This is a genomic window from Microcella flavibacter, from assembly GCF_012530535.1.
Taxonomy (GTDB): Bacteria; Actinomycetota; Actinomycetes; order Actinomycetales; family Microbacteriaceae; genus Microcella; species Microcella flavibacter.
Window position 1 is genome coordinate 576,735 of record NZ_CP051299.1, and the last position, 25,011, is coordinate 601,745.

Annotated in this window: 27 protein-coding genes and 1 tRNA gene; 18 read left to right on the forward strand and 10 right to left on the reverse strand. The window is 74.9% G+C overall.

What is annotated here, in order from left to right; translation table 11 throughout:
* Positions 1-191 precede the first annotated feature (191 nt).
* Together arfB and HGB54_RS02720 are read right to left on the reverse strand one after the other, a co-directional pair.
* Positions 192-614 (reverse strand): alternative ribosome rescue aminoacyl-tRNA hydrolase ArfB, encoded by a 423-nt coding sequence (gene arfB, locus HGB54_RS02715; protein ID WP_168915090.1) that lies wholly within the window; start codon positions 612-614, stop codon positions 192-194.
* 67 nt (positions 615-681) lie between these two features.
* The gene (locus HGB54_RS02720) at positions 682-1,341 is read right to left on the reverse strand and encodes a TetR/AcrR family transcriptional regulator (protein WP_168915091.1); all 660 of its coding nucleotides are present in this window, start codon (positions 1,339-1,341) and stop codon (positions 682-684) included.
* An 85-nt stretch (positions 1,342-1,426) separates the two neighbouring features.
* Between HGB54_RS02720 and HGB54_RS02725 the strand changes: the two genes are divergently transcribed.
* The 3 genes from HGB54_RS02725 to HGB54_RS02735 are packed head-to-tail and all read left to right on the forward strand — an operon-like array spanning position 1,427 to position 4,505.
* Positions 1,427-2,461 carry an agmatine deiminase family protein gene (locus HGB54_RS02725; protein ID WP_168915092.1) on the forward strand — a complete coding sequence of 345 codons (1,035 nt, stop codon included), beginning with the start codon at positions 1,427-1,429 and terminating at the stop codon, positions 2,459-2,461.
* Positions 2,458-4,170, forward strand: coding sequence for an amidase (locus tag HGB54_RS02730; RefSeq protein ID WP_168915093.1), 1,713 nt, complete (start codon positions 2,458-2,460; stop codon positions 4,168-4,170). The genes HGB54_RS02725 and HGB54_RS02730 overlap by 4 nt, the downstream gene beginning before the upstream one ends.
* Positions 4,167-4,505 (forward strand): iron chaperone, encoded by a 339-nt coding sequence (locus HGB54_RS02735; RefSeq protein ID WP_168915094.1) that lies wholly within the window; start codon positions 4,167-4,169, stop codon positions 4,503-4,505. Before HGB54_RS02730 ends, HGB54_RS02735 begins: the two co-directional genes overlap by 4 nt.
* 30 nt (positions 4,506-4,535) lie before the next feature.
* On the opposite strand, the gene HGB54_RS02740 is transcribed toward HGB54_RS02735, so the two are convergent.
* Both HGB54_RS02740 and HGB54_RS02745 read right to left on the reverse strand, forming a co-directional pair.
* On the reverse strand, positions 4,536-4,868 hold the full coding sequence (locus HGB54_RS02740; RefSeq protein WP_168915095.1) for a ribonuclease E inhibitor RraB: 333 nt from the start codon (positions 4,866-4,868) through the stop codon (positions 4,536-4,538).
* A gap of 78 nt (positions 4,869-4,946) precedes the next feature.
* Positions 4,947-5,372, reverse strand: a complete 426-nt coding sequence (locus HGB54_RS02745) for a GNAT family acetyltransferase (protein WP_168915096.1) — start codon at positions 5,370-5,372, stop codon at positions 4,947-4,949.
* Between the two features lie 56 nt (positions 5,373-5,428).
* Here HGB54_RS02745 and HGB54_RS02750 point away from each other — a divergent pair, with 56 nt between their 5' ends.
* The 6 genes from HGB54_RS02750 to HGB54_RS02775 all read left to right on the forward strand — a co-directional run bounded on the left by HGB54_RS02750 (position 5,429) and on the right by HGB54_RS02775 (position 11,080).
* Entirely contained in the window at positions 5,429-6,157 is a 729-nt protein-coding gene (locus tag HGB54_RS02750; protein WP_168915097.1) for a tyrosine-protein phosphatase, read from the forward strand.
* 124 nt (positions 6,158-6,281) lie between these two features.
* Positions 6,282-7,067: a CDP-alcohol phosphatidyltransferase family protein gene (locus HGB54_RS02755; RefSeq protein ID WP_168915098.1), complete on the forward strand. Its 786-nt coding sequence runs from the start codon at positions 6,282-6,284 to the stop codon at positions 7,065-7,067.
* A gap of 84 nt (positions 7,068-7,151) precedes the next feature.
* Positions 7,152-8,060: an SMP-30/gluconolactonase/LRE family protein gene (locus tag HGB54_RS02760; RefSeq protein ID WP_168915099.1), complete on the forward strand. Its 909-nt coding sequence runs from the start codon at positions 7,152-7,154 to the stop codon at positions 8,058-8,060.
* Positions 8,057-8,896, forward strand: a complete 840-nt coding sequence (locus HGB54_RS02765; RefSeq protein ID WP_168915100.1) for a putative RNA methyltransferase — start codon at positions 8,057-8,059, stop codon at positions 8,894-8,896. Before HGB54_RS02760 ends, HGB54_RS02765 begins: the two co-directional genes overlap by 4 nt.
* A gap of 137 nt (positions 8,897-9,033) precedes the next feature.
* Complete coding sequence (locus HGB54_RS02770) at positions 9,034-10,410, forward strand: sensor histidine kinase (RefSeq protein ID WP_168915101.1); 1,377 nt, start codon at positions 9,034-9,036, stop codon at positions 10,408-10,410.
* 10 nt (positions 10,411-10,420) lie between these two features.
* Positions 10,421-11,080, forward strand: a complete 660-nt coding sequence (locus tag HGB54_RS02775) for a response regulator transcription factor (protein WP_168915102.1) — start codon at positions 10,421-10,423, stop codon at positions 11,078-11,080.
* Between the two features lie 214 nt (positions 11,081-11,294).
* Here the strand turns inward: HGB54_RS02775 and HGB54_RS02780 are convergent, their stop codons facing one another.
* The gene (locus HGB54_RS02780) at positions 11,295-12,542 is read right to left on the reverse strand and encodes a hypothetical protein (protein WP_168915103.1); all 1,248 of its coding nucleotides are present in this window, start codon (positions 12,540-12,542) and stop codon (positions 11,295-11,297) included.
* Positions 12,543-12,613: 71 nt separating this feature from the next.
* Here HGB54_RS02780 and HGB54_RS02785 point away from each other — a divergent pair, with 71 nt between their 5' ends.
* From HGB54_RS02785 to HGB54_RS02800, 4 genes are all read left to right on the forward strand, one after another.
* Positions 12,614-13,162, forward strand: a complete 549-nt coding sequence (locus HGB54_RS02785; RefSeq protein ID WP_168915104.1) for a putative glycolipid-binding domain-containing protein — start codon at positions 12,614-12,616, stop codon at positions 13,160-13,162.
* Between the two features lie 106 nt (positions 13,163-13,268).
* A complete protein-coding gene (locus HGB54_RS02790; RefSeq protein WP_407663496.1) occupies positions 13,269-17,087 on the forward strand; it encodes a DEAD/DEAH box helicase in 3,819 nt (1,272 codons plus the stop codon).
* Positions 17,088-17,107: 20 nt separating this feature from the next.
* Positions 17,108-17,383 carry a hypothetical protein gene (locus tag HGB54_RS02795; protein ID WP_168915105.1) on the forward strand — a complete coding sequence of 92 codons (276 nt, stop codon included), beginning with the start codon at positions 17,108-17,110 and terminating at the stop codon, positions 17,381-17,383.
* 99 nt (positions 17,384-17,482) lie between these two features.
* Complete coding sequence (locus tag HGB54_RS02800) at positions 17,483-17,917, forward strand: ACT domain-containing protein (protein ID WP_228545904.1); 435 nt, start codon at positions 17,483-17,485, stop codon at positions 17,915-17,917.
* Positions 17,918-18,171: 254 nt separating this feature from the next.
* Here HGB54_RS02800 and mscL read toward each other — a convergent pair whose 3' ends face one another.
* The 3 genes from mscL to HGB54_RS02815 form a co-directional block, all read right to left on the reverse strand.
* Positions 18,172-18,693, reverse strand: coding sequence for a large conductance mechanosensitive channel protein MscL (gene mscL, locus HGB54_RS02805; RefSeq protein ID WP_323740679.1), 522 nt, complete (start codon positions 18,691-18,693; stop codon positions 18,172-18,174).
* A gap of 49 nt (positions 18,694-18,742) precedes the next feature.
* Positions 18,743-19,078, reverse strand: coding sequence for an FmdB family zinc ribbon protein (locus HGB54_RS02810; RefSeq protein WP_168915106.1), 336 nt, complete (start codon positions 19,076-19,078; stop codon positions 18,743-18,745).
* Positions 19,079-19,166: 88 nt separating this feature from the next.
* Complete coding sequence (locus HGB54_RS02815) at positions 19,167-19,751, reverse strand: 5-formyltetrahydrofolate cyclo-ligase (protein WP_168915107.1); 585 nt, start codon at positions 19,749-19,751, stop codon at positions 19,167-19,169.
* Between the two features lie 42 nt (positions 19,752-19,793).
* Here HGB54_RS02815 and galU point away from each other — a divergent pair, with 42 nt between their 5' ends.
* From galU to HGB54_RS02835, 4 genes are all read left to right on the forward strand, one after another.
* On the forward strand, positions 19,794-20,681 hold the full coding sequence (gene galU, locus HGB54_RS02820) for a UTP--glucose-1-phosphate uridylyltransferase GalU (protein WP_168915108.1): 888 nt from the start codon (positions 19,794-19,796) through the stop codon (positions 20,679-20,681).
* A gap of 39 nt (positions 20,682-20,720) precedes the next feature.
* Entirely contained in the window at positions 20,721-21,374 is a 654-nt protein-coding gene (locus HGB54_RS02825) for a GNAT family N-acetyltransferase (protein ID WP_168915109.1), read from the forward strand.
* 26 nt (positions 21,375-21,400) lie between these two features.
* Positions 21,401-22,393, forward strand: coding sequence for a hypothetical protein (locus HGB54_RS02830; RefSeq protein ID WP_168915110.1), 993 nt, complete (start codon positions 21,401-21,403; stop codon positions 22,391-22,393).
* Between the two features lie 80 nt (positions 22,394-22,473).
* Positions 22,474-22,546 (forward strand) — tRNA-Ala (locus HGB54_RS02835).
* Positions 22,547-22,615: 69 nt separating this feature from the next.
* Here HGB54_RS02835 and HGB54_RS02840 read toward each other — a convergent pair.
* A complete protein-coding gene (locus tag HGB54_RS02840) occupies positions 22,616-23,176 on the reverse strand; it encodes a dihydrofolate reductase family protein (RefSeq protein WP_168915111.1) in 561 nt (186 codons plus the stop codon).
* Positions 23,177-23,251: 75 nt separating this feature from the next.
* Here HGB54_RS02840 and HGB54_RS02845 point away from each other — a divergent pair, with 75 nt between their 5' ends.
* Complete coding sequence (locus tag HGB54_RS02845; protein ID WP_168915112.1) at positions 23,252-24,196, forward strand: alpha/beta fold hydrolase; 945 nt, start codon at positions 23,252-23,254, stop codon at positions 24,194-24,196.
* Between the two features lie 33 nt (positions 24,197-24,229).
* Here the strand turns inward: HGB54_RS02845 and HGB54_RS02850 are convergent, their stop codons facing one another.
* Positions 24,230-24,964, reverse strand: coding sequence for a glycosyltransferase family 2 protein (locus HGB54_RS02850; RefSeq protein ID WP_168915113.1), 735 nt, complete (start codon positions 24,962-24,964; stop codon positions 24,230-24,232).
* Positions 24,965-25,011 lie beyond the last annotated feature (47 nt).

Sequence of the window (25,011 nt, forward strand, 5' to 3'; positions counted from 1 at the left end):
CCGACCCGTCGCAGACCGTCCGCGTGCACAAATGCAGGACTTCTGCGCCCGACATCGGCGTGTCGCCGCTGAGGTGAGGGCGACACGCCGAGCTGCTCCTGCATTTGGGTACGACGACGCGAGTGGGTCGGGCAGGAGAGGGTCGGGTGGGGCGTTTCGTCGAGGTTGCGCCGCCGCCGCGCCGCCCGCGGTCAGTCGGCGGGCGGGCGGCGGCGCTGCTGCTTGGTCGCCGACCGCTGCTGCTTCGCGGCGAGGTGCCGTCGCGCCGATCCGCGGGTCGGCCGCGTCGCCCGTCGACGCGGGCCGGGAGGCGCCAGCGCGTTGCGGACGAGCTCGGCGAGCGCCGCCAGGGCGAGCTCGCGGTTGCGCAGCTGCGAGCGCTCCTGCGAGGCGGTGACGGTCACGGCGCCGTCGACGAGCCTGCGGGCGAGGCGGTCGAGCAGCCTCGTACGCTGATCGTCGGTCAGAGCATCCGATCGGGCGATGTCCCAGGTCAGCTGCACGCGGCTGTCGGAGGTGTTGACATGCTGGCCGCCGGGCCCGGAGGAGCGCGAGAACCGCCAACTGAGCTCAGCGGCGCGGATCGTGAGGGCGGGCGACACCTCGAGGTCCATGCCTCCAGGGTCGCACGCCGGGCGATCCGGGGCGAGGTCGCCGCTCGCCGTCGGATCACGCAGCGCCTCAGCCCGAGAGCGCCCCGGTCTCCAGCCCGAGCTCGTGCTCGAAGGAGTGGGCGATGAGCTCGACGTTGACCCGGCCGGGTCGGTGCCCGATCACCGAGTGCGCGTTGAGCCCGTCGACCATGCCGAGCAGCTGCGCGGCCAGACGGTCGGCTGCCGCATCGGTGAGCGGCGGGTCGGCGGGGATGCGCAGCACCAGCGTGACGAGCCGGTCGTGCCACGCGCGCGTCTGCTCGAGCACCTCCTGGCCCAGGAGCGGGTGGCGGCGGGCCATGCTGAAGGCGTCCGTCCAGACGAGGTTGATGTCATCGCGCCCGCCGTCGAGCAGGGCGACGATGAGGATGCGCAGCGCGCGCACGGGGTCGCGCTGCAGTGACACGTGCCCGAAGACCTCGACGAGCTCCTCGCGCGCGATGGAGCGGAAGGTCTCGGCGATGAGCGCCTCCATGCTGGGCTGGTAGTGGGCGACGAGCGAGGCGGCGACGCCGGCGCGCTCCGCCACCGCGCGCTGGGTCAGGCCGCTGAGGCCGTCCTCGAGGGCGACCGCCCGGGCGGCGGCGGCGATCTCGGCCGACCGCTCGGCGGGGGCGAGCCTCGCACCGCGGTTCTCGGGGGCGGGCTCGTGCCCGGGCTCCTGCTCATGGGGGTCGTTCGTTGACACTGCGCCGCCTTCCTCGATACCGTCGGCACATCCTATTGACCAGGTGGTCAACAATGGAAGAGCCGCGACCCGCGAAGGAGCATCCATGACCTGGCGCATGCCCGCCGAGACGGCGCCGCACGACCGCATCTGGATGGCGTTCCCGCGCGAGGGCGAGACCATGGGCGACTCCTCCGCCGCGCGCGAGTCGACGTACGCCGCCTGGGCCGCGGTCGCCCACGCGATCCTGCCGTTCGAGCCCGTGACGATGGTGGTCGACCCGAGCGAGCGCGAGCGGGCGCGTCGTCTGCTCGACCCGGCGATCGAGCTGGTGGATGCTCCGCTCGACGACTTCTGGATGCGCGACATCGGCCCGACCTTCGTCGTCGACGACGCGACGGGCGCCCTCGGCGCGGTCGACTGGATCTTCAACGGCTGGGGGGACCAGGGCGGCTCCTTCGAGCGGGATGCGCGCATCGCCTCGTTCGTCGCCGAGCGCGCGGGCGCCGAGGTCGTGAGCTCGCTGCTCGTCAACGAGGGCGGCGCCATCCACGTCGACGGCGAGGGCACCGTGCTCGTCACCGAGACCGTGCAGCTCGATCCGCAGCGCAACCGCTACGCCACGAAGCAGGCCGTGGAGGCCGAGCTCGCGCGCACGATCGGCGCCCGCCACGCGGTGTGGCTGCCGCGCGGCCTCACGCGCGACTACGAGCCGCTCGGCACCCGCGGCCACGTCGACATGGTCGCCGCGATCGCGAGCCCCGGGGTGCTGCTGCTGCACGCGCAGCCCGATGCCGGGCATCCCGATCACGCGGTCATGCGCGAGATCCGCGCCGTCGTCGAGGCGTCGACGGACGCCGCCGGGCGGGAGTGGCGCATCGTCGAGCTGCCCGCACCCGCGCAGCTGCGCGACGACGAGGGCTTCGTCGACTGGAACTACGTCAACCACCTCGTCGTCAACGGCGGCGTCATCGCCTGCGGCTACGGCGACGAGCGAGCGGATGCCCGGGCCCGCGCCCTGCTGGGCGAGGCGTACCCCGGTCGCGAGGTCGTCACCGTCGACGCGCGCGAGATCCTCGCGCGGGGCGGCGGCATCCACTGCATCACCCAGCAGCAGCCGACCGTGGCGCCCGCGCGATGAGCCTGCCCCTCGTCGAGGCCTCGATCATCGAGCTGGGCCGCGCCCTCGCCGAGGGCCGCACGACCGCGGTCGAGCTCGTGCAGGGCTACCTCGACCGGATCGCCGCCTACGACCAGCGGGGGCCTCTCCTGAACGCGGTGCCGGTGCTCAACCCGGATGCCCTCGCCGAGGCCTGGGCGAGCGACGACCGCCGCGCGCTCGGGCGCGCGCTCGGGCCGCTCGACGGCATCCCGTACGCGGCGAAGGACTCGTACATGGTGCGCGGCCTCACCGTGGCGAGCGGCTCGCCCGCCTTCGCCGAGCTCGTCGCGCAGCGCGACGCCTTCACGATCGAGCGGCTGCGCACGGCCGGCGCGATCTGCCTCGGGCTCACGACCATGCCCCCGATGGCGAACGGCGGCATGCAGCGCGGGCTCTACGGCCGCGCCGAGAGCCCGTACAACCCCGACTACCTGACGGCGCCGTTCGGCTCGGGCTCCTCCAACGGCTCGGGCACGGCGCTCGCGGCGTCGCTGTGCGCCTTCGCGCTCGCCGAGGAGACCTGGTCGAGCGGCCGCGGCCCCGCTTCGAACAACGGGCTGTGCTGCTACACCCCGAGCCCGGGCGTGATCTCGGTGCGGGGCAACTGGCCGCTCGTGCCGACGATGGACGTCGTCGTTCCGTACACCCGCACGATGGCCGAGCTGCTCGTGGTGCTCGACGCGGTGGTCGCCGACGACCCCGAGCCGCGCGGCGACTTCTGGCGCGTGCAGCCGTGGGTGAGCATCCCGCCCGCCTCGCAGCTGCGGCCCGCCTCGTACCCGGCGCTCGCCGCGGACGCGTCGCTCGAGGGCGTGCGCCTCGGGGTGCCGCGCCTCTACATCGGCGGCGAGGCGGCCGAGCCGATCGCGACCCGGCCGAGCGTCATCGCGCAGTGGCAGCTCGCCCGGCGCGACCTCGAGGCCGCCGGTGCCGAGGCCATCGAGGTCGACCTGCCCGTCGTGGCCGACTACGAGTCGCGCGGCCGCACCCCCGACCGCTCGCTCGTCGCGCAGGGCTACGTGCCCGAGGGCTTCGCCGAGAGCGAGCTCTGGCAGCTGTCGATGCTCGGCTGGGAGGAGTTCCTGCAGGCGAACGGCGACCCCGCCCTGCACCGGCTCGTCGACGTCGAGCCGGAGCTCATCTTCCCGACGCCGCCCGGCAGCCTGCCCGGCCGCTACGACGACCACCTCAGCCGCTTCGCGCCGGAGGACGTGCCGCTCGAGGAGTACGTGCACCGCGCGCGCCGCGACGGCGTGCCCGCGCTCGAGGCCATCCCGCACCTCGCCGAGGGCGTGCCGGGCCTCGGGCGCGCGCGGCGAGAGCTCTTCGACGCATGGCTCGACGACCTCGGCCTCGACGCGATCGTCTTCCCGGCGGTCGCCGACATCGGCCCGGCCGACGCCGACGTGAATCCGGCCTCCGCGGAGATCGCCTGGCGCAACGGCACCTGGGTCGCCAACGGCAACCTGGTGTGGCGCCACCTCGGCATCCCGACCGTGCAGGTGCCGATGGGCCTGCTCAGCGACATCGGGATGCCCATCGGGCTGACCCTCGCGGGCCGCGGCTACGACGACGCGCGTCTGCTCGCGCTCGGCTGCGCCGTCGAGGAGGCAGCGACTCGGCCCGGCAGCGCGCTCGGAGCGACCCGTCGCGCGCCCTCGGCGACCCCGGAGCTCGCCGCACCATGAGCGCCGTCGACGACTACATCGCCCGTTTCCCCGACGACGTGCGCGCGATCCTCACCGCCGTGCGCCGGGCGATCCACGCGGGCGTGCCCGACGCCACCGAGCAGATCCGGTACGGGATGCCCGCCGTCATGCTCGGCGGCCGCTACGCGCTGCACTTCGCGGGCTGGAAGAACCACGTCAGCCTCTACCCCGTTCCGCGCGGGGATGAGGAGTTCGAGCAGCTCGTCGGCCCGTATCGCTCCACGAAGGACAGCGTGACGCTGCTCTACTCCAAGCCGCTGCCGGTCGAGCTCATCACCCGCATCGCGGAGGAGTGCGCCGAGCAGCACGGGTAGCCGGCCGGAAGCCGGAGCGGCGCGCGGCCGCTACTCGCGCACGATCGGCGCGCCCCACCCGTCGTAATCGCCGCGGCAGGCCTCGACGACGCCGAAGACCTGCTCGACCATGGCGTCGGCGGTCTCGACGTCGACCGTCGACACGCGCCGGGCGACGAGCACGGCCTGCAGCACGCGACGGCGCGAGACCTCGACGGTGAACCCGAGCTGCTCCAGCCGGCGCGCCGCGGTGCGGGCGTCCTTGATGTTCATGAAGTTGGCGAAGTGCTCGACCTCGCGCGGAGCATCCACGTCGTCGCGCATCTTGATGCGCTGCGTGTACTGCTCGACGTTCGTCGTCAGATGCGGTCCGATGTCGCCCACCCCGCGAGCGTAGACCAGGCGGGAGCGCGATCTGAACCCCGGCCGGTCACGACCCGGTCTCGACCGCGTCCGGCCAGGTCAGCCGAGAGGGGCGTCGTCGACGAGCCGCTTGCCGAGACTGACCGCGGCGTCGGGGGAGTAGCCGAGGGCGGCGTAGAAGCCCAGCGCCGCCTCGTTGTCGGCCCGCACCTGCAGGTTCAGCTTGGGGCAGCCGAGCGCCGTGAGCAGCCGCTCGATCTCGGCCATGAGGGCGCGCGCGTGCCCCCGGCCGCGGTGCGCGGGGTCGACGGCGAGGTAGTTGACCCAGCCGCGGTGGCCGTCGTACCCCGCCATCGCGCTCGCGATGACGCGCCCCTCGACCTCGCCGACGAGGAACAGCTCGGGCTGCACCGTCCGCTTGCGCGCGATGTCGCGGTGCGGGTCGTTCCAGGGGCGGGTGAGGCCCGCCGCGCGCCAGAGCGCGACCACGGCCTCGGTGTCGTCGTGGAAGGGGCGGATGAGCATCCCGCCATCATCGCGGGCGCCGGCGCGATTTCGAGAAACTGAGCAATCGTGATCTCATGTCCCTCATGACGCGCGCGATGACCTGGGGCGGCCTGCACAACGTCTGGGATCTCGGCGGCCTGCCCGCGGCCGAGGCCGACACGGTGCGCGGCCGGGTCTTCCGCTCGCCGCGGCTCGACGACCTCGACGCGGCGGGGTGGGATGCCCTGCTCGCCTCGGGCGTGCGCACCGTCGTCGACCTGCGTAACGACGACGAGGTCGCTCCCCTCGCGCTGCCCGCCGGCGTCACCGTGCACCGCCGCCCGGTCGAGGACCAGGGCGACGCCGCCTTCATGGGGGAGTGGGGCCGCCGCCTCAACAGCCCCGCCGCGTGGCGGCCGACGCTCGAGGCGTTCCCCGACAAGGTCGTCGCGGCCCTGCGCGCCGTCGCCGAGGCGCCGGAGGACGGCGCCGTGCTCGTGCACTGCGCGGGCGGGCGCGACCGCACCGGCCTCATCAGCGCGATGCTGCTGAAGCTCGCCGGCACCGCCCGCGAGGGCATCGTCAACGACTACTGGCTCGGCGTCATCGCCGCGAACTTCCACCTGCGCGACCATCCTCGGCCGCACGAGCGCGGGCGCACCGACGCCGAGCTCGGGCCCTGGCTCGACGAGGTCACCGAGCACCTCGAGGCGTTCCTCGACGAGGTCGACGCCGCCGACTGGCTGCGCGCGCAGGGGGCGGGCGAGCTCGTCGCGCCGCTGCGTCGCCGACTGCTGACGCCGGTGGGGCATCCCCTCGGCTGACCACCCGCGCGCCGGCGCCGCCGCTCCCGACCCGACTCCCCGCCCGCCCGCTCCGAATCCCGGGGGCGGGCGGCCTACGCACAGCAGTGCGGCCCCGCCGCCGCATCCCGAGCGAAGGAGCCCCGTGCCGACGCGACGCACCCCGCCGAGCCCGACCCCGCCGCTGCCGACCCGCGGGGCGGTCGTCACCGAGGCGCTCGACGCCCGCGCGCGCGAGCGGGCCCGCGCGGCCGCGATCGACGGCGCCGACAGCCGCGCCGCCTCGAACGCCCTGCTCGACGGCCTGCGGCAGGGCCGCTTCGGCCCGCGCGCCTGGGGCCGCTTCGCCGCCGAGATCACCGTGCGCAGCGTGCGAGAGGCCCGCAAGCGCCCGATCGCGGTCGCCGAGGCCACCGCGGTGCACCTCGCCATGGGCGCGCTCGCCCACCCGAAGGGCCGGGCCTGGGTGGTCACCAGCTGGGTCATGACGGTCACCCATCTCGGGATGCTCGAGCAGCGCCGCACGATGGGCATCCCCAATCTGCTCACCGTCGCCCGGGCCAATCTGCCGGCCGCCGCGCACCGCCTCGGCGACGCCGTGCCGGTGCTCGCTCTCGTCACCGACTTCGTCGACGGCAAGGTCGCCCGCGCCACGGGCACCGTCACGAGGTTCGGAACGCAGGGCGACTACCTCAGCGACACCGCGTTGTGGACGTGGTTCGTGCTCACGCACGAGAAGAGCCGGCCCTGGCAGGTCGCGACCTTCGCCGCCTGGGCGCTGCCCGTCGCCGCGCTGACCGCGGTGAGCATCGCGAAGGGCGGGGTGGTGGATCTGCCGCGCTCGCGCTGGATCCGGCCCGCGGCGCTCATGGAGGTGCTCATCGGCGGGCGGGTCGTCGCCCGGATGGTGCAGGCCCGGCGCGCGGGCTGAGGCGTCGCGCGGCCCGGCCGCTCGCCTCAGCCCGCGCCGGGCATCCCGTCGCCGCCTCGCAGCCCGCTCGCTAGGGTCGAGGCCATGCCCGCGACCCCCGAGCCCCGCGCCCTGCCCACCGACCGCTACGTGCTGGGGGAGGGCCCGCAGTGGGACGCCGGCACCGGCACGGTCAGCTGGATCGACGTCGAGGAGGGCCTGCTCGTCGTCGCGCGCCCGATGCCCGACGCCGGCATCGAGGTGCTGCGCACGCACGACCTCGGCGAGCGGGTCGGCTTCGCCACGCGCTTCGGCGACGCCAAGTTCCTCGTCGCGATCGAACGCCGCCTCGCGATCGTCGACGCGCTCGGCGAGGTCACGACGAGCCGCGAGCTCGTGCCCGATGGGCGCCGCTTCAACGACGGCGTCATCGACCCGCTGGGGCGCCTGCTCGTCGGCACCCTGACCCTCGACGAGTCGCAGCCGGGCGAGGGCAACCAGCTGCTGCGCCTCGAGCACGACGGCGCGGTCACCGTGATCGATGACGACCTGCGGCTCAGCAACGGGCTCGGCTTCTCGCCCGCGGGCGACGTGCTGCACCACGTCGACTCGCAGCGCTCCACGATCTTCGCCCGCTCCTACGACGCGGCCACGGGCGCCGTCGGCGAGCGGCACGCCCTCGTCGAGCTCGCCGACGCCATCCCCGACGGGCTCGCCGTCGACGCGGCCGGCGACCTCTGGGTCGGGCTGTGGGACGCCTCGGCGGTGCGCCGCTTCAGCGCCGACGGCACCGCGCACGGCGACGTGCCGCTGCCCGTGCCGCACGTCACGAGCCTCGCCTTCATGGGCAGCGCGCTCGATCACCTGCTCGTCACGACCGCGAGCCGCGATCTCGACGCGGATGCCCGGCACGCGGCCCCCGACGCCGGCCGGGTCTTCTCGATCGACCTGAGCGGGCTCGGCGTCACCGGTGCACCCACGACGCGCTGGCGCCCCGTACCGTTGCCGGTGTGAACACCCTCGAGTCGGCCTTCGACATCCTCCAGTGCCCGAGCTGCGGTGAGCCGCTCGCGCCCGCCGAGGGCGGCGCCACCTGCGCCAACCGCCACCACTTCGACAGCGCCCGCCAGGGCTACCTCAGCCTGCGCGCCGCGCACAAGGGCAAGGGCAAGCCGGCGAGCGGCGACACCGTCGAGATGCTCGAGGCGCGCGAGCGGTTCCAGGGCGCGGGGTTCCACGACGAGATCACCGCGGCCGTGCTCGCGCAGGTGCCCGCCGAGGCCTCCGGCTGGCTCGCCGACATCGGCGGCGGCACCGGGCACTACGCCGCGCGCATCCTCGACGACCGCCCGGCGATGCGCGGGCTCGTGCTCGACGCCTCCACCTCGGCCGTGCGCATCGCGACCCGCGCGCACGAGCGCCTCGCCGCGGTGAGCGCCGACGTGTGGACGGGCATCCCGCTGCGCGATGCGAGCGTCGACCTGGCGCTGCGCGTGTTCGCGCCGGGCAGCGCGGGCGAACTGCGGCGCGTGCTCGCTCCCGGCGGCACGGCCATCGTGGTGGTGCCCGAGGCGGAGCACCTGCGCGAGCTCGGGCACGGGCTCAAGCTCATGCGCGTGCCGGCCGGCAAGGCGGAGGAGATGGCGGCGAGCATCCCGGATGCGTCGTCGGTCGTCTCGGTGCCCGTGCGCCGTCGCGTCGAGCTCACCGTCGAGCAGGCGCTCGACGCCGTCTTCATGGGGCCGAACGCGTTCCACCAGGATCGCGAGAAGGTCGCCGCCGTGCTCGAGGAGTGGAAGGCGCCGATCAGCGTGACCATCGCCGTGACGGTCGTGGCGTTCACGGTCTGATCGCGCGCGGGGTGGCGCGCCCCCGCCGGATGCGGGGGTCAGCCCCCCTCTCGTTACGGTGGCGGGCCCGGTGGGATGCTGGGCGCACGATCGCGAGGCTGAAGGGGTCCTTCATCACCGACCACCAGGAGCTCCCCATGACCACCGCCGCCCCCGACACCTCGGCCCCCGGGCCCGACGTCGCCTCGTACCCCGCGCCCGCGCCGGCCGTCGCCGATCCCGCGCGCCCGCCCGTCGACTGGTCGTACGGCGCCCTATGGCGCGCCGTGCCCCGCGGCCTCGTCTACCTCGTCCCCACCTTCGTCATCGCGATCGCCGTCTCGGCGCTGCTCAACTCGATGTTCTCCGGCTCGGTGGGGCTGCTGCTCCTCGTCATCGGCGTGCCCCTGCTGCTGCTGACGCTGCTCGTCGCCCGCTGGACGGGCGCGCTCGAGGTGCTGCGCCTGCGCTGGGCCGGCCACGCCGAGATCGTCGAGCCGCACTGGCGCCTCGAGGGCGAGACGAGCGCGTGGCGGCGCATGCTGCACCCCTTCGCCAACGGCCACTACTGGCTGAGCCTGCTGCACGGCGCGATCGTCGCGCCGCTCATCGCGACGCTGACGTTCATCGTCACCGTGCTGTGGCTCTCGCTCATCGCCGCGCTCGTCGTCCTGCCGTTCTCCTTCATCGGCGGCTGGGACGGCCTGGTGGGCGTCGGCCCCTTCGACGGCGAGCTGCGCGCCGTCGGCATCGTGCTCGCCGTCGTGCTCGGCGTCGTCGCGCTCGTCACCCTGCCCTACGTCGTGCGGGCATCCGTCTGGCTGCACGCGGTCGTCGCGCGCCCCTTCCTCGGCCGCTTCAAGAGCGAGGCGCTCGAGAACCAGGTCTCGAGCCTGTTCAGCTCGCGCCAGGCCGCCGTCGCCGCCGAGGGCACCTCATTGCGCCGCATCGAGCGCGACATCCACGACGGCCCGCAGCAGCGCCTCATCCGCCTGCAGATGGATCTCGCCGCCGCCGAGCGCCGCGTCGACACCGCGCCCGAGGAGGCGCGCGAGCTGCTGCAGGCCGCCCGCCGCCAGGCGCAGGACGCGCTCGACGAGCTGCGCGCCCTCTCGCGCGGCTTCGCGCCGCCGCTGCTCATGGACCGCGGGCTGTTCGCCGCGCTGGAGTCCCTCGCGACGCGGTCGAGCATCCCGGTCAGCCTGCGCTCAACCCTCGGCTCGTCGGTCGACCTGCCCGACGAGGTCGCCCGCACCGCGTACTTCACCGCCAGCGAGCTCATCGCCAACGTCGCCAAGCACTCCGGCGCGACCGCCGCGACGCTCGAGGTGGTGCGCACCGAGGCCGAGCTCGTCATCCGGGTCACCGACGACGGGCACGGCGGCGCGGTCGAGCGCACGGGCCACGGGCTCGCCGGCCTGCGCGAGCGCAGCGCGGGCCTCGGCGGCACGATCGAGCTGTCGAGCCCCGCGGGCGGCCCGACCGTCGTCACCGTCAGCCTGCCCGTGCTCGGCGTCGCCCAGCCGGGTGCCTAGTCTGGTCGCTGTGCCAGCCCTTCGCGTCGCCGTCGCCGATGACTCGGTGCTGCTGCGCGAGGGGCTCGTGCGCGTGCTCGAGGACGCGGGGCTCGAGGTCGTCGGCGCCTACGGCGATGCGGATGCCCTGCTCGCGGCCCTGCCGACGCTCCAGCCCGACGCGGTCGTGCTCGACGTGCGCATGCCGCCGACGTTCCGCGACGAGGGGGTGCGCGCGGCGATCGAGCTGCGGCGGCGGCACCCGCGGGTCGGCATCCTGCTGCTCTCGCAGTACGTCGAGGTCGCCTACGCTCAGGAGCTGCTCGCGGCCGGCACGGGCGGCATCGGCTACCTGCTGAAGGATCGCGTTGTCTCGCTCGACGAGGTGCGCGAGGCCCTCGAGCGCGTGGCGGCGGGCGGCACCGTGCTCGACCCCGAGGTCGTGGGGCAGCTCATGGCCCGCCGGGTCGACCCGCTGCAGTCGCTCACCGGCCGCGAGCGCGAGGTGCTCGAGCGCATGGCCCAGGGCCGCTCGAACGCGGCTATCGCGCAGGCCCTCGTGATCCGCACCGGTGCGGTCGAGAAGCACATCTCGGCGATCTTCTCCAAGCTCGGCCTCGAGGAGGGCGGCGGCGACCACCGCCGCGTGCTCGCCGTCATCGCGTGGCTGCAGCGGGGCGCCGCGGGCTGAGCCCGGCGGCGCGCTCGCACCCCGATCAGCGCACCGATCAGCGCACCGACCCGCGCACCGACCCGCGGCGCGGCCCGCTCGCGCCCGCGCCCGCCGAGTCGCGGGTTCCGCGCCGAGATGAGGGTTCGGTCGGCGCAACTCGGCTGGAACGCGCAACTCGGCGTCGCGCCTCCGCCGCCGCGGGCCGGGTCGCCGCGCGGGCCGCGGCGCGGCGCTAGTACTTCGCGAGCACCTCGGCGTCGCGCGCGTGCACGAGCGCGCGCCGCGCCGCGTCGAGCGCCTCGACGGGGTCGTGCTCGTAGGCCCCGCGCGAGGCCCGCAGCTCGACGAGCGCGTCCTCCAGGCGGGCCCGCGCCGAGGCCGGGGCGCCGCCGCCCATGGCGTCGCGCGCGGCGGCGATCTGCGCCTCGGCCTGCACCCGGGCCGCGTGGTACGCCTCGCGCGCGTGGCTCAGCCGCTGCGTCTGCGTGCGACTCGAGGCCTGCGCCGTCTCGAGCCGGTCGAGCGCCTGCTGGATGCCCTCCAGCGCCCGCAGCGGATCCCGCGAGCCCTCCGCCGCATCCGCGATCGCGGCATCGGTCTCGGCGACGGCCCGGGTCAGCCCGTCCGCCGTCGCCGGGTCGGGAGCCGCCGCGACGGCGCCGAGCGCCTCGTCGCGCGCGAGCCGGGCGTCGAGCCGCAGGCGGTCGAGCGCCTCGGCCGCGTCGTCGAGCCGCGCGAGCCGGGCATCCAGGCGCTCGAGCCCTTCCTCCGCGGCGTAGAGCAGCCGCTCGGCGTCGGCGAGGCGCTCGGCGACGGCGCTCGCCGCGGAGGCGGCGAGCTGCGCGGCGGCCTCCGAGGCCAGGCTCTCGGCACGGGTCAGCTGGCGGGCGGCGCGCTCGGGGGCGTCGACCTCGGCGCCGAGCGCGGGGGCGTCGAAGGTCTCGCGCCGCGCATCCCGTCGCCGCGCCGCGGCCTCGATGCGGCGGCCGGTCTCGCCGATGCGGTCGCGCAGGCGCTGCAGCCGCTCGGGCGCGCCGGTCTCGACGGCCCGCTGCTGCCGGAACCGGTCGGCCTGCTCGCCGAGCCCGCGGTCGATGCGGTCGGCGAGCATGGCGATGCGCGCGGCGCGCTCGCGGTGACGCAGGTTGGCGCCGGGGTCGCTCTGCAGCAGCCCGTGCAGCCGGAACACCTCCTCGCGGTCGCCCTGCGCGCGGCGCAGCGCGGCGCGGTACTCCTGCGTGGCGCGCTCGCCGAACTGCGCGGCGGCGAACTCGAGATCCTGCTCGGCCTCGGCGACGCGGGCTTCGGCGCGCACGAGGGCCGAGCCGGCGGTGAGCCGAACCTCGTCGAGGGCCGCCTGCGGCTTCGGGCGGCGGCGCGCGACGATCACCAGGCCGCCGACGACGACGCCCGCGACGAGCACGAGCACGAGGCCCCCGGCGGCGACGAGGCCGCCCACGACCCCGCCGATCAGCTCCATGCGCCGCAGTCTACGAGCCGCGTCGGAGCGCCGACCGTGCGCGCTCCCGGGCCGCGCGGCATGATGTGGTCATGCTCCTGCGCCTCGCCCGCCGCTGGCAGTCGCTCGACGTCGAGCCCGCCCGCGTCGAGCGCGCCACCGTGGAGCACGGCACGGCCGGCGGCAGGGCGACGGGGGCGATCGTCGACGCGGCCGGCGGCATCGTGCTGCGCTACCTGGTGACGTGGGATGCCCGCTGGTGCACGCGCTCGGTCGACGTCGAGCGGGCATCCGGCCCCGCTCTCGCCCTCGTGGCCGACGGGCGCGGCGGCTGGGCCGATGCGGCCGGAGCCCTGCCGCGCCTCGACGGCGCCCTCGACGTCGACCTCGCCGGGTCGCCGCTCACGAACACCCTGCCGATCCGCCGCCTCCGGCTCGCGGTCGGCGGCACCGCCGACATCGTCACCGCGTACGTGCCCGACGACGGCGGCCCGGTCAGGACGAGCCCGCAGCGCTACGAGCGGCTCGGCGCGATGCAGTACCGCTACTCCTCGCTCGACAGCGATTTCTCGGCGCTCGTCGACGTCGATCCGGTCGGCATGGTCGAGCGCTACGAGGGGCTCTTCGCGCGCATCCCGTGACGCCCGGGGCGGTCGAGGCGCCCCAGCGGCGCCCGGATCCGCCTGATTCCGCGCCGGGCGGGCCGCAATGCCGCCCTCGGCGCCGCACCGCGCGTAGGGTGACCGCGTGTGGCGACCCGAGCGATATGACGACCCCGATGAGGTCGAGACCCCTGACGACGCCCCGACCCCCGACGCGACGAGCGCCGGCCGGGCCGGTGCGCTCACCCTCGGCGACCCCGCGGTGAGCGTCGGCAACATCGCGGCCCCCGTCTGGGAGCGCTGGCGCGACGAGATCGCCCACCTCGGCGGCGAGACCCCGCTGCTGCACTTCGACGACGCCGATCGCACCCGCATCGAGCTCGGCACGAGCCACCCCGGCGGTCTCGCCCGCTTCATCGCCGGCAGCCCGACCCTGCTCAGCAACCTCGTGCGCGACGACATCGCCCTCCGCCGCGCCCGCACCGCGGCCGAGCGCATCGCCGACAAGGGCCTCGAGCTCGCGAGCGTGCGCGGCCTCGACGCCGTCGCCCTCGGCATCGGCATGGTGCAGTGGAGCCACGGCGGCGTCGACTTCCGCGCCCCGCTGCTGCTGCGCCCGCTGCGCCTGCGCCGTCGCGGGCGCGACGTCGAGCTGACCCTGCGCGGCCGCGTGCAGGTCAACCCCGCCCTCGTGCGCTCGCTCGCCCAGCAGTTCTCGCTGCACCTCGACACCGAGGCCTTCGTCGCGCTCACCGACGACGAGGGCACCTTCAAGCCGAACCCGCCGCTCGACCGCCTGCGCGGCATCACGGCGCACCTCGACGGCTTCACCATCACGCCGCGGCTCGTCGTCAGCACCTTCGCCGAGGTCGGCGCGCCCATGGCGGCCGATGCCCACGATCTGGCGCATCCCGTGCTCGACGCCCTCGCCGGCAACTCGAGCGCCCGCTGGGCGGTGAAAGAGAGCGCGAGCCCCGTCGAGGTCACGCCCGCCGACCGCCGCGCCCCCGAGACCGACCTCATGCTGCTCGACGCCGACACCGAGCAGGAGACGGTCATCGCGCACATAGCGGCCGGCAACTCGCTCGTCGTCAAGACGCTGCCCGGCACGGGCGGCACGCAGACCGTCATCAATGCGCTCGGTCAGCTCATCGCGCAGAACAAGCGCGTGCTCGTCGTCAGCTCGCGCCGTGCGAGCCTGCGCTCGATCGCCGGCCGCTTCACCGAGATCGGGCTGCCCGGCGTCGCCGTGAGCCCGGCCGGCCTGCGCCGCGACCTCATCCGCGGCATCGGCCGCAACGAGAAGGCCGAGAAGCCGCAGGTGGGCGAGGTCAATGAGGCGCTCAGCCGCCTGCGCGGCGTGCTCGTCGACTACCGCGAGGCGCTCTCGCGCCCCGACCCCGCGCTCGGCATCAGCGTCTACGACTGCGTCACCGAGCTCAGCCGCCTCGCGCTGCTGCCCGTGCCGCCGACGACGCGCGCCCGCCTCAGCCGCACCGCGGTCGAGCTGCTCGCGCACGACCGCGCCCACGCCAGCGACGTCATGGTGAAGGCCGCGCAGCTCGGGCAGTTCAAGTACGGGCCCGACGACTCACCCTGGTTCAACGCCCGCTTCGGCACGAGCGAGGAGGCGCACCGCGCGCACGACCGCGCCAAGCGCCTGCACAGGGAGCTGCTGCCGCGCCTGCTCGAGCGCGCCGGCGCCCTCATCGCCGCCACGCCCATGCGGCCCTTCGACACGCTCGCCGAGCTCGGCATCTACCTGCGCCTGCTCACCGACATCCGCGACACGCTCGACAAGTTCCAGCCCGCGGTGTTCGACCGCTCGCTCAGCGAGCTCATCGCCGCGACCGCCCCGCGCCGCGAGGGCTCGAGCATGCCCGCCGCCACGCGCCGCCGACTCAAGGGCCTCGCCAAGGAGTACCTGCGCCCCGGCGTGCACGTCGGCGACCTGCACGAGGCGCTCACGCGCATCCAGCAGCAGCGCATCCTCTGGCAGCGCTACGTGCCGATCGGCATCACGCCCGAGGTGCCGGTGGGCATCGCCGACGTGCACCACGCGTATCAGCAGGTCGAGCAGGATCTCGAGGCGCTGGATGCCCCGCTCGGGCACGACGCCAAGGAGCAGCTGCTGCGCCACCGCCGCCTCGCCGACCTCGTCGTGCTGGTCGAGGGCCTCGCCGCCGACAGCGACGTGCTCGCGAACCTGCAGGAGCGCACCGCCCTGCTGCAGGAGATGGAGCGCTGGGAGGTCGGGCCGCTGCTGAGCGACCTCGCCGTGCGCCACGTGCCGCACGAGCAGGTCTCGGCCGAGCTCGAGCTGGCCTGGTGGCGCTCGGCCCTCGACGCCCTGCTGCAGGCCGACCGCGCCCTCCTCGGCGCCGACACCGCCGTGCTCGACCGCCTCGAGGCCGACTTCCGCCTCGTCGACGAGGCGCACGCCGCCGGCACGGCCGCCCTTCTCGGGTGGCAGCTCGCCGAGAGCTGGTCGATCGGCATCACCGACTGGCCCGACGAGGCCGCCGAGCTCAAGGCGCTGCTGAAGAGCGGCTCGATCACGGCCGCGCAGCTGCAGCGCGCCGCCCCGCACCTCAGCCGCCCGCTCGCGCCGGTCTGGCTCGCCTCGCCCTACGACGTGCACCGCATCAGCGACGACGTGCCCTTCGACACGGTCATCCTGCTCGACGCCGGGGCGGTCACCGTGCCCGAGGTCGCCGGGGCGATCCGGCGCGGGCGCCAGGTGGTCGCCGTCGGCGACCCCGTCACGCAGAGCCCCTCGCCCTTCACGGTCGGGCTGGGCGACGCGGCCGAGAGCGCGCAGGGCGACGGCGACGTGGATGCCCGGCACGCGGCATCCGCCCTGTTCCAGCTCGCCGACCTCCTGCCCGTCATGTCGCTCACGCGCTCGTACCGCGCCGGCGGCGAGGATCTCGCCGAGCTCGTCAACCGCCGCTTCTACGGCGGCCGCATCGACTCGCTGCCCTGGGCCGGCTCCTTCCTCGGCCACCCGAGCATCGCCGTCGACTACCTCGACGACGGCCACGGCATGCCCGACGACGAGTCGGGAGCGGTCGAGAGCGTCGACGTCGAGGTGCGCCGCGTCGTCGACCTCGTGCTCGAGCACGCGAGCGCCCGCCCCAAGGAGTCGCTCATGGTCATCACCGCGAGCGTCAAGCACGCCGCGCGCGTGCAGACCGCGGTGCTCGAGGCCATCGGCACCCGCCCCGACCTGCACGACTTCGTGCTCGGCGACCGGCCCGAGCCCTTCGCCGTCATGACGATCGAGCAGGCCGTCGCGCAGAGCCGCGACCGCGTCGTCTTCTCGATCGGCTTCGGCCGCACCCCGCACGGCCGCGTGCTGAGCGAGTTCGGCGCCCTCGGCCGACCGGGCGGCGACCGCCTGCTCGCCGTCGCGATGACCCGCGCCCGCCGATTCGTGCGCATCGTCAGCTGCATCCGCGCGGACGACCTCGACGACGACCGCCTGTCGCACGGCGCGCGCGCGCTCGCCGACCTGCTCGCCGACATCGAGGAGCGTCGCGCCGCCGTGCCGGTGCCCGACGACTCCGACCCGATGCTCGTCGACCTCGCCCGCCGCCTCGAGCTGCGCGGCATGCGCGTCGCCCTCGGCCACCGCGGCAAGTTCCCGCTCGTCGCGAGCCGCGGCGGCTACTGCGTCGCCGTCGACACCGATGCCGCGCTCGCGGGGACGAGCCTGCGCGAGTCGCTGCGCCTGCGCCCCGACCTGCTGCGCCGCCTCGGCTGGCACTACGCGCGCGTGCACGTGTTCGAGCTGTTCAGCCGGCCCGACGCGGTCGCCGACCACATCGCCTCGATGGCGGGCATCGTGCCCGGTCAGGCTCCGATCGACCCGGCTCCGGCCCCGCGACCGGCGGGCACCCACGCCAACGCCCGCGCCGCTGCGGCGATGGTCGAGACCCAGCCGATCACGACGGTCGGCTGAGCAGGGGCGAGCGCCGTCGCATGAGCACCGAGCCCGCCCCGCCCGGTCGCGGAGCGGACGCCGACTCCGCGCCGCCCCCCGACGAGGGTCGGGATGCTGACGCCGACGCCGCGGCCCCGGCGGAGCATCCCGCCGCCGAGTCATCGGCCGAGACCCTCGTCGCGCGCCGCCCGCGGCGACGCGCGACCACGTCGCCGCCCGCCGGCAGCGACCCGGCTCCCGCCCCCGAGCCGGAGCGGCACCGCCTCGACGAGAACGACGACCGCCTCCGCGCCGAGAAGCCCCCGCACTACTGAGCCGGGCGCGGGCGGCGGCGCGCGCGTCTACAGTGGAGCACCGCTCGCTGCGGCACCCCGTGCACGACCTCTGCTCCCGACCCCGCCGAGGAGGCGCCCGTGACCGATGCACTGCCGCACGGCGAGCGCGACCTGCGCCGCCTGCTCGGGGGACTCAGCCCGCGCCGCGAGCCGGGGGAGTGGGTCTTCGCCGTCATGCCCGAGCCCGCTCCGGACGCGCTGCTGCGGGTCGCCGCGATCACCGTGCGCGAGCGCGAGGGCCTCACCCTCGTGCTGCGCGCGGCCGATGCGGCCGCGGCCGGGGTGCCCGGCTCGGCCGCCTACGCCTGGATCACGCTCGACGTGCACTCGGCGCTCGACTCGGTCGGCCTCACGGCGGCGATCAGCACCGCCCTCGCGCAGGTCGGCATCAGCGCGAACGTCGTCGCCGGCTACCACCACGACCACCTGCTCGTGCCGCTCGCCCGCGCCGACGACGCGCTCGTCGTGCTGCGCCGGCTCGGCGCGCGCCCGCCGACGCGCCCGCTCGGCTAGGCGCGCGGCTCGTCCGGCGTCGCCTGCACTCCTGCCCGCGCCCGCACTCGCACCCGTAGCTCGATCGCCTCGTCGACTTCCTCGTCTGTCCGGCTGGCGCGGTCGAGCGTACGACGCGCCGACGTCGAAGGGCGGATCGCCGGTGTTGACTGCGATCGACCGCGCAGGCCGGACACCGCCCGTCCACTGCCGCGTCGCGACGAGCAGGAGGGACGGACGCCGGGGACCCCGCGACGGAACCCGGGGCTGAGGAGCTAGGCGCGCGGCTCGTCCGGCGTCGCGACGTGCGCGCCGGTCGCGGTCGAGTTGCCGGCCGCGTCGCGCTCGGCGAGCAGGTCGCGGATCTGCGCGAGCAACTCGATCTCGGTGGGCGGGGCGTTCTCCGACACAGCGGGTGCGCCCGCCTTGCGGCGGGCCTCGGCGCGGTGCGCGAGGTAGTTCATGGGCATGACGAGGGCGAAGTAGACGACGGCCGCGACGATGATGAAGTTGAGCACGGCCGCGACGACCGCGCCGAACAGCAGCTCGGCGTTGCCGCCGTCGAGGGTCGGGATGCGCACGACGAAGGCGTCGGCCAGGCTCTCTGCGTTGAACAGCGCGCCGATCGCGGGGTTGATCACCGCGGTGACGATCGAGTTCACCAGCGCGGTGAACGCCGTGCCCACGACGACCGCGACGGCCAGCTCGATGACGTTGCCGCGCAGGATGAATTCCTTGAAGCCCTTGAGCATGACGCTCTCCTTAATAATCTCTTCCGGCGTGCCCCCGGTCGGCACGACTGTAGCGTGCCGTCGGCAACGGCGGGGTCGGGATGCTCGGCGCGCGTCAGCCCGCAGCGGCGGGCGCGGCGCTCGACGACGAGCCCGAGCTGCTCGACCCCGCGCTCGAACCCGAACCGGAGGAGCTCTTCTCCCCGCTCGAGCCGGAGGAGCTCGAGGCACCCGTCTCCCCGCCCGAGCTCTTCTTCTCCCCGCCGCCCGCCGCCGCGCGGCTGTCGGTGCGGTAGAAGCCGGAGCCGTTGAAGGTCACGCCGGTGACCGAGAACAGCTTGCGCAGCTTGCCCTGGCAGGCGGGGCAGGCGGTGAGCGCGTCGTCGGTGAAGGCCTGCTGGATGTCGAACGCCGTCGAGCATTCGGTGCAGCGGTACGAGTACGTGGGCATGGATCCTCCGAGGGTCAAGGATACGGGCGGCCGCCCGTGCCCCCGACCGCGGACGCCCGCGCCCCGACCGCGAGCCGACCCGGCCGCCTCAGCGGTCGAAGCGCCGGATGCCGGTCGGCGTGACGACCCCGTCGACCCCCTGGTCGTGCGTCTCGGCCGGCAGCGCGTCGACCACCTCGTGGTCGAAGACGACGGCGAACACCGGCGGGCGGCGATCCATCGAGCCGAGGGTCTTGTCGAAGTAGCCGCGGCCCCAGCCCATCCGCATCCCCGAGGCGTCGACGGCGGCGGCGGGCACGAGCATGAGGTCGACCTCGTTGACGGCGATCGGGCCGAGCACCTCGCCGTCGGGCGCGGGCATCCCCTGGGCATCCTCGATCTCGTCGGCGTCGGTGAAGAGCGCCCAGTCGAGCAGTCCGTCCTCGCGCGAGACGGGGACGAGCACGCGCACGCCCCGCTCGCAGGCCCACCGCAGGAACGGCCGGGTGTCGGGCTCGTCGGCGGTGGAGAGGTAGCAGCTGAGGGATCGGGCGCCGAGCGTCTGGGCGAGGGCGACGAGCTGCGTCGTGAGGGCATCCCGCGCCTCATCGCGCTCGGCGCAGGGCCTGATCCGGCGACGCTCGCGCAGCTCCGCCCGCAGGGCCCGCTTGGCGTGGGCTGTGTCGCTCGACATGGGGCTCATTGTAGAAGGCCCCTCACCAGTACGCTGGGCCCCATGACCCGCCTCACCAAAGCCGTGATCCCCGCAGCCGGCCTCGGAACCCGATTCCTCCCCGCCACCAAGGCGATGCCCAAGGAGATGCTCCCCGTCGTCGACAAGCCCGCGATCCAGTACGTCGTCGAGGAGGCGGTCGCCGCCGGCCTCACCGACGTGCTCATGATCACCGGGCGCAACAAGACCGCCCTCGAGAACCACTTCGACCGCGTCGGCGAGCTCGAGGCCACCCTCACCAAGAAGGGCGACACCGAGAAGCTCGCGAAGGTCGAGTACTCCACCGACCTCGCCGACATGCACTACGTGCGCCAGGGCGACCCCCTCGGGCTCGGCCACGCCGTGCTGCGCGCCAAGATGCACGTCGGGCACGAGCCCTTCGCCGTGCTGCTCGGCGACGACATCATCGACCCCCGCGACCCGCTGCTCACCCGCATGAGCGACGTGCACGAGGCCCGCGACACCACCGTCGTCGCGCTGCTCGAGGTCGACCCCTCGCAGACCCACCTCTACGGAATCGCCACGGTCGAGAAGACCGACGAGAGCGACGTCGTGCGCATCACCGGCCTCGTCGAGAAGCCCGCGCCCGGCACCGCCCCCTCCAACTACGCCATCATCGGCCGCTACGTGCTCAAGCCCGAGATCTTCGGCATCCTCGAGACCACCGCGCCCGGCAAGGGCAATGAGATCCAGCTGACGGATGCCCTGCTCGAGCTCGCTGAGAACCCCGAGCACGGCGGCGTCCACGGCGTCGTGTTCGACGGCCGCCGCTACGACACGGGCGACCGCCTCGACTACATCAAGGCGATCGTGCAGCTCGCCGTCGAGCGCGACGACCTCGGGCCCGAGCTCCGGCCGTGGCTGCGCGACTTCGCCGCCGGGCTCGAGTAGCCCGGCCCCGCCGAGTCGAGACGTGAGCCAGACCGAGACGTGAGCCAGAGCATCCCGACCCTGCGCGAGGGGGCGACGACGCTGCGCCCCGTGCGGGTGCGCGATGCGCGCGCCCTCGAGCGCGAGCTGCTCGCGAACCGCGCCTGGCTGCGGCCGTGGGAGGCGACGAGCCCCGTCGCGCCCGTGTCGTGGGACACCAAGGGCTCGATCCGCAGTCTGCTCGCCGGCGCGCGGGCCGGCACGGGCATCCCCTTCGTCATCGAGACGGAGGGCGAGCTCGCCGGCCAGCTCAACGTCTCGGGCCTCACCTACGGCTCGCTCGCCTCGGCGACCATCGGCTACTGGGTGGGCGAGCGCTTCGCCGGCCGGGGGCTCACCCCCACCGCCGTCGCGCTCGCCACCGACCACATCTTCTTCGGCGCGGGACTGCACCGCATGGAGATCTGCATCCGGCCCGAGAACGCGCCATCGCTGCGGGTCGTCGAGAAGCTCGGCTTCCGCTACGAGGGGCTGCGCCGGCGGTACATCCACATCAACGGCGACTGGCGCGACCACTTCTGCTTCGCGCTCACCGTCGAGGAGGTGCCGCAGGGCGTGCTGCGCCGCTGGCTCGACGGGCGGGTGCCGCGAGGGGTCGCCGAGGTTCCCGAGGTCGATCGCATCGCGGCGCGCCGCGGCATCTCACTGGCCTAGAGCCCGCTCGGCCCTACCGTGAGCGCATGGAGTTCACGGGCGGCGGCACGGCCATCCTCATCGCGGCATCAGCGGTGCTCTGGCTCGTCTACCTCGTGCCCACCTGGCGCCGGCGCCGCGAGTACCTCGCGACCGAGCGCAACGCCATCCGCCTGCAGCAGACGCTGCGCATCATGGCCCAATCGACCGAACTGCCGCCCGAGGTGCGTGCCGAGATGACCGCTCGAGAGATCGCCGCCCAGGAGCGCACGCTCGCCGCCCGCCAGCGCGAGGAGGCCGCCATCGCCCGCGCCCGCGAGGAGGCCGCCCAGCGCGCCGTCCGCGAGCGGCTCGCGCAGACCGCTCCGGGCCTGGTCGCCGAGGTGGATGCTGCGCGCCGCGGTCAGGCGCGGCTGCGCCGATCCCGCGCCGCGACGTCGGCGCTCACGCTCGTCGCCCTCGTGGGTCTCGCCGCCGCCGTCGCGAGCGGAGCGTGGGCCTTCGCCGCGCTCGCCGCGTTCGTGGGCCTGAGCGGGGCATCCCTGCTCGTCGCCCTCGCCCGCGCGCACCGCCGTCGCGACGCCGTGACGGGCGAGGTCGCCCGCCCCGCCGCGCCGCGCTTCGTCGACCTGGCGCCCGCCGCGCGCGCCCCGCGTACCGCCGCCGGGGCCGAGCGCGCCTGGACGCCCGTGCCGTTGCCCCGCTCGCGCTACATGACGCAGCCCGACTACGACGAGGGCGCCCGCCCCGGGCTCGGCGGCATCGACCACACCGCGGTGCTCGCCGCCGCCGCCGTCGAGGCCGAGCGCGCCGAGCGCAGCGCCGCCGTCGCCGCCGCGGAGGCCGCGCGGCCCCGGCCGGTCGCCGCTCCCGCCGCGTCGGCGGCCGCTTCCGTCGCCGAGAGGCCGACCGCGCCCGCCCGCCTCACCGCCGTCGAGAACGCCCCCAGCCGCTTCGCCAGCATGGGAATCGTCGACGATCTCGCGGGCGGTGCGCCCGACCTCGACGAGGTGCTGCAGCGCCGTCGCGCCGTCGGCTGAGCGCTCCTCCCGCGGCCCTCGCGGCGGCCCGCGTGGTGCGAGCCGCCCGTTCCCGTGGTGATAAGGTTGACGACGTTCGAGGGCCTGTGGCGCAGTTGGTAGCGCGCTTCGTTCGCAATGAAGAGGTCAGGGGTTCGATTCCCCTCAGGTCCACCGAAACACGCGAGAACCCCGGTCACCCGACCGGGGTTCTCGCGTTTCCCGGCTGAGTAATCTCGGGCGTCAGGCCGCTCGCTCGTACGTGACCTGCACCATCCCGTTCGGGAACCGCCGCTCGCGCGCCAGCCGCAGGTCGAGCCGCACCCCGGGCGGGAACACCGGCGTCCCGCCGCCGACGACGGCCGGGCAGATGAGCAGCTCGACGACGTCGACGACGCCGAGCCGCAGGGCGTTCGCCGCGAGGGTCGGGCCTTCGACGGTCAGATCGCCCGGCGCCTCGGCCTTCGCCCGCTCGACCGCCTCGACGGTGAGGGCGCGCTCGATGCGCGTGCGCGAGGTCGTCACCGACTCGAGGGTGGTCGAGAAGACGACCTTCTCGGCGCGCGTCCAGACCTGGGCGAAGCGGGCCGACTCGGGCGAGCCCTCGGCCCAGGAGGGGTCGGTCTCCCACCCGGCCATCGTCTCGTACATGCGCCGGCCGTAGAGGTAGGTGCTGACGGATGCCGCATCCGCGGTCAGCGCGGCGATGACCTCCTCGTCCGGCATCGCCCATGCGAAACCGCCGTCGCCGTCGGTGTTGAACCCGTCGAGCGATGAGGCCACGGAGTAGATGATGCGTCCCATCGGCTCATCCAAGGCGGTCGCGCGACCGACCGCAAGGGGCGCGCGAGGCGGGGCTCGCGGCTACGCTCGACCCGCATGAGGGCATCCCGCATCGTCTCGACCGCCGCCGTGCTCGCCCCGCCGCTCGCCTGGGCGGCCGTGCACGCGAGCTCGCGGCAGGCGCGGCGCTGGCGCCCGGGCGAGGGGGAGCGGTCGACGGTCGCCGGACTCGGCGTGCGGCGCTTCGGCGCCGGGCAGCCCGTGATCGTGCTGCTCTCGGGACTCGCCTCGAGCGAGCGGATGTGGGGCGCCGAGTACGACGTGCTCGGTCGCCGCGCGACGGTCGTGGCGGTCGATCCGATCGGCTTCGGCGCCTCGATGAGCAGCCCGCTGCTCGACGGACCGCTCGATGCCGCGGCCCACGTCGACGCGGTGCTCGGCGTGCTGCGCGCGCTCGACCTGGATTCCCGCCCGACGATCCTCGTCGGCCACTCGATGGGGGCCTCGCTCGCGCTGCGGGTGGCCGCGCGCCTGCCCTCCGCCCGCGCCGTCGTCGCCTTCGACGCCCCGCTCTACCGCACGGTCGAGGAGGCGGATGCGCGCGTGCGGCACATGGGCTGGTTCGAGTCGCTGCTGGCGCAGGGCCCGCTCGCCGAGCGCGTCTGCCACTGGATGTGCGAGAACCGCGCCGTCGCCGAGTCGGTCGCGGTGGCCGTAAGCCCGCGCCTGCCCGTCGCCGTCGCCCGGGACGTCATCCGCCACACCTGGCGGGGCTACCTCGCCGGCTTCGACGCGATCGTGCGCGACGGCGGGTGGGCGGATGCTCTGCGCGCGCTCGACGAGCGCGAGGTGCCCGTGTGGCTCGTCGACGGCGTCGACGACCCGGTGCCCGTGCCGGGCCGCGCGGACGCGCTCGCCGAGGACTCCGCCTCGGTCACCGCCGCGCGCCTGCCGGGCAGCCACCGGCTGCCGCTCGACGATCCGATGGGGTGCGCCTCGATCGTGCTCGGCGTCGTCAGCGGGTACGCGGCCGCGCGCTGAGGCGCGCGACGTCGGCCGCTCGGGCCCGGTGGCTCAGTCGCGCAGTCCGCGGCGCCGGTGCACCACGGGCTTCGGCACGCGGTTGACGCGCATCGTGCGACGGCCGCGGCGCACGCGCTTGACGAGTGCGACGGGATCGGCGAACGGGCGCGCCGAGATCGGCACCGACGCCTCGGTGAGCAGCAGCACCCGCGAGCCCGGGGCGAGCGCGTAGCTGAGGTCGAGGTCGTCGTGCACCTCTGAGTCGTGGCGGTGCACGGCGTCGCGCGCCGCGAGCCACGTCTCGCGCGTCATGGCGAAGTTCGAGCCGAAGAGCGGCGGGTGCCCGAGCCGCTTCGTGAACACGCGGAAGTACGGCCGCATGTACAGCAGCATCGCGAGGCGGGCCGCAGCCGACGGCAGCGAGGAGAAGTCGCCCGGCCCCGTCACCGCGCTGAGGCCGGGGTCGGCGTCGAGCGCGCCCCCGAGCCGCTGCAGCCAGTCGTCGTGCGGCACGGAGTCGGCGTCGAGGCGCGCGATGATCTCGCCGCGCGCGGCGTCGTAGCCGGTCGACGCGGCGGCGGGGATGCCCGGCTCGGCCTCAACGACCACGCGGGCGCCCGCCGCGCGCGCGCCCCCGGCGCTGTCGTCGGTGCTGCCGTTGTCGACGACGACGATCTCGAGCGGCTTCCGGGTCTGGCGGGCGAGGGCGGCGAGGCAGACCTCGAGGTGACGGGCGTCGTCCTTGACCGGGATGACGACGGTGATCGTGCGGGGTGCGGAGGGCATCCCCCCATCATGATCGATCGCGGTGGTGCGCTGCGGGCCCTTGCGCG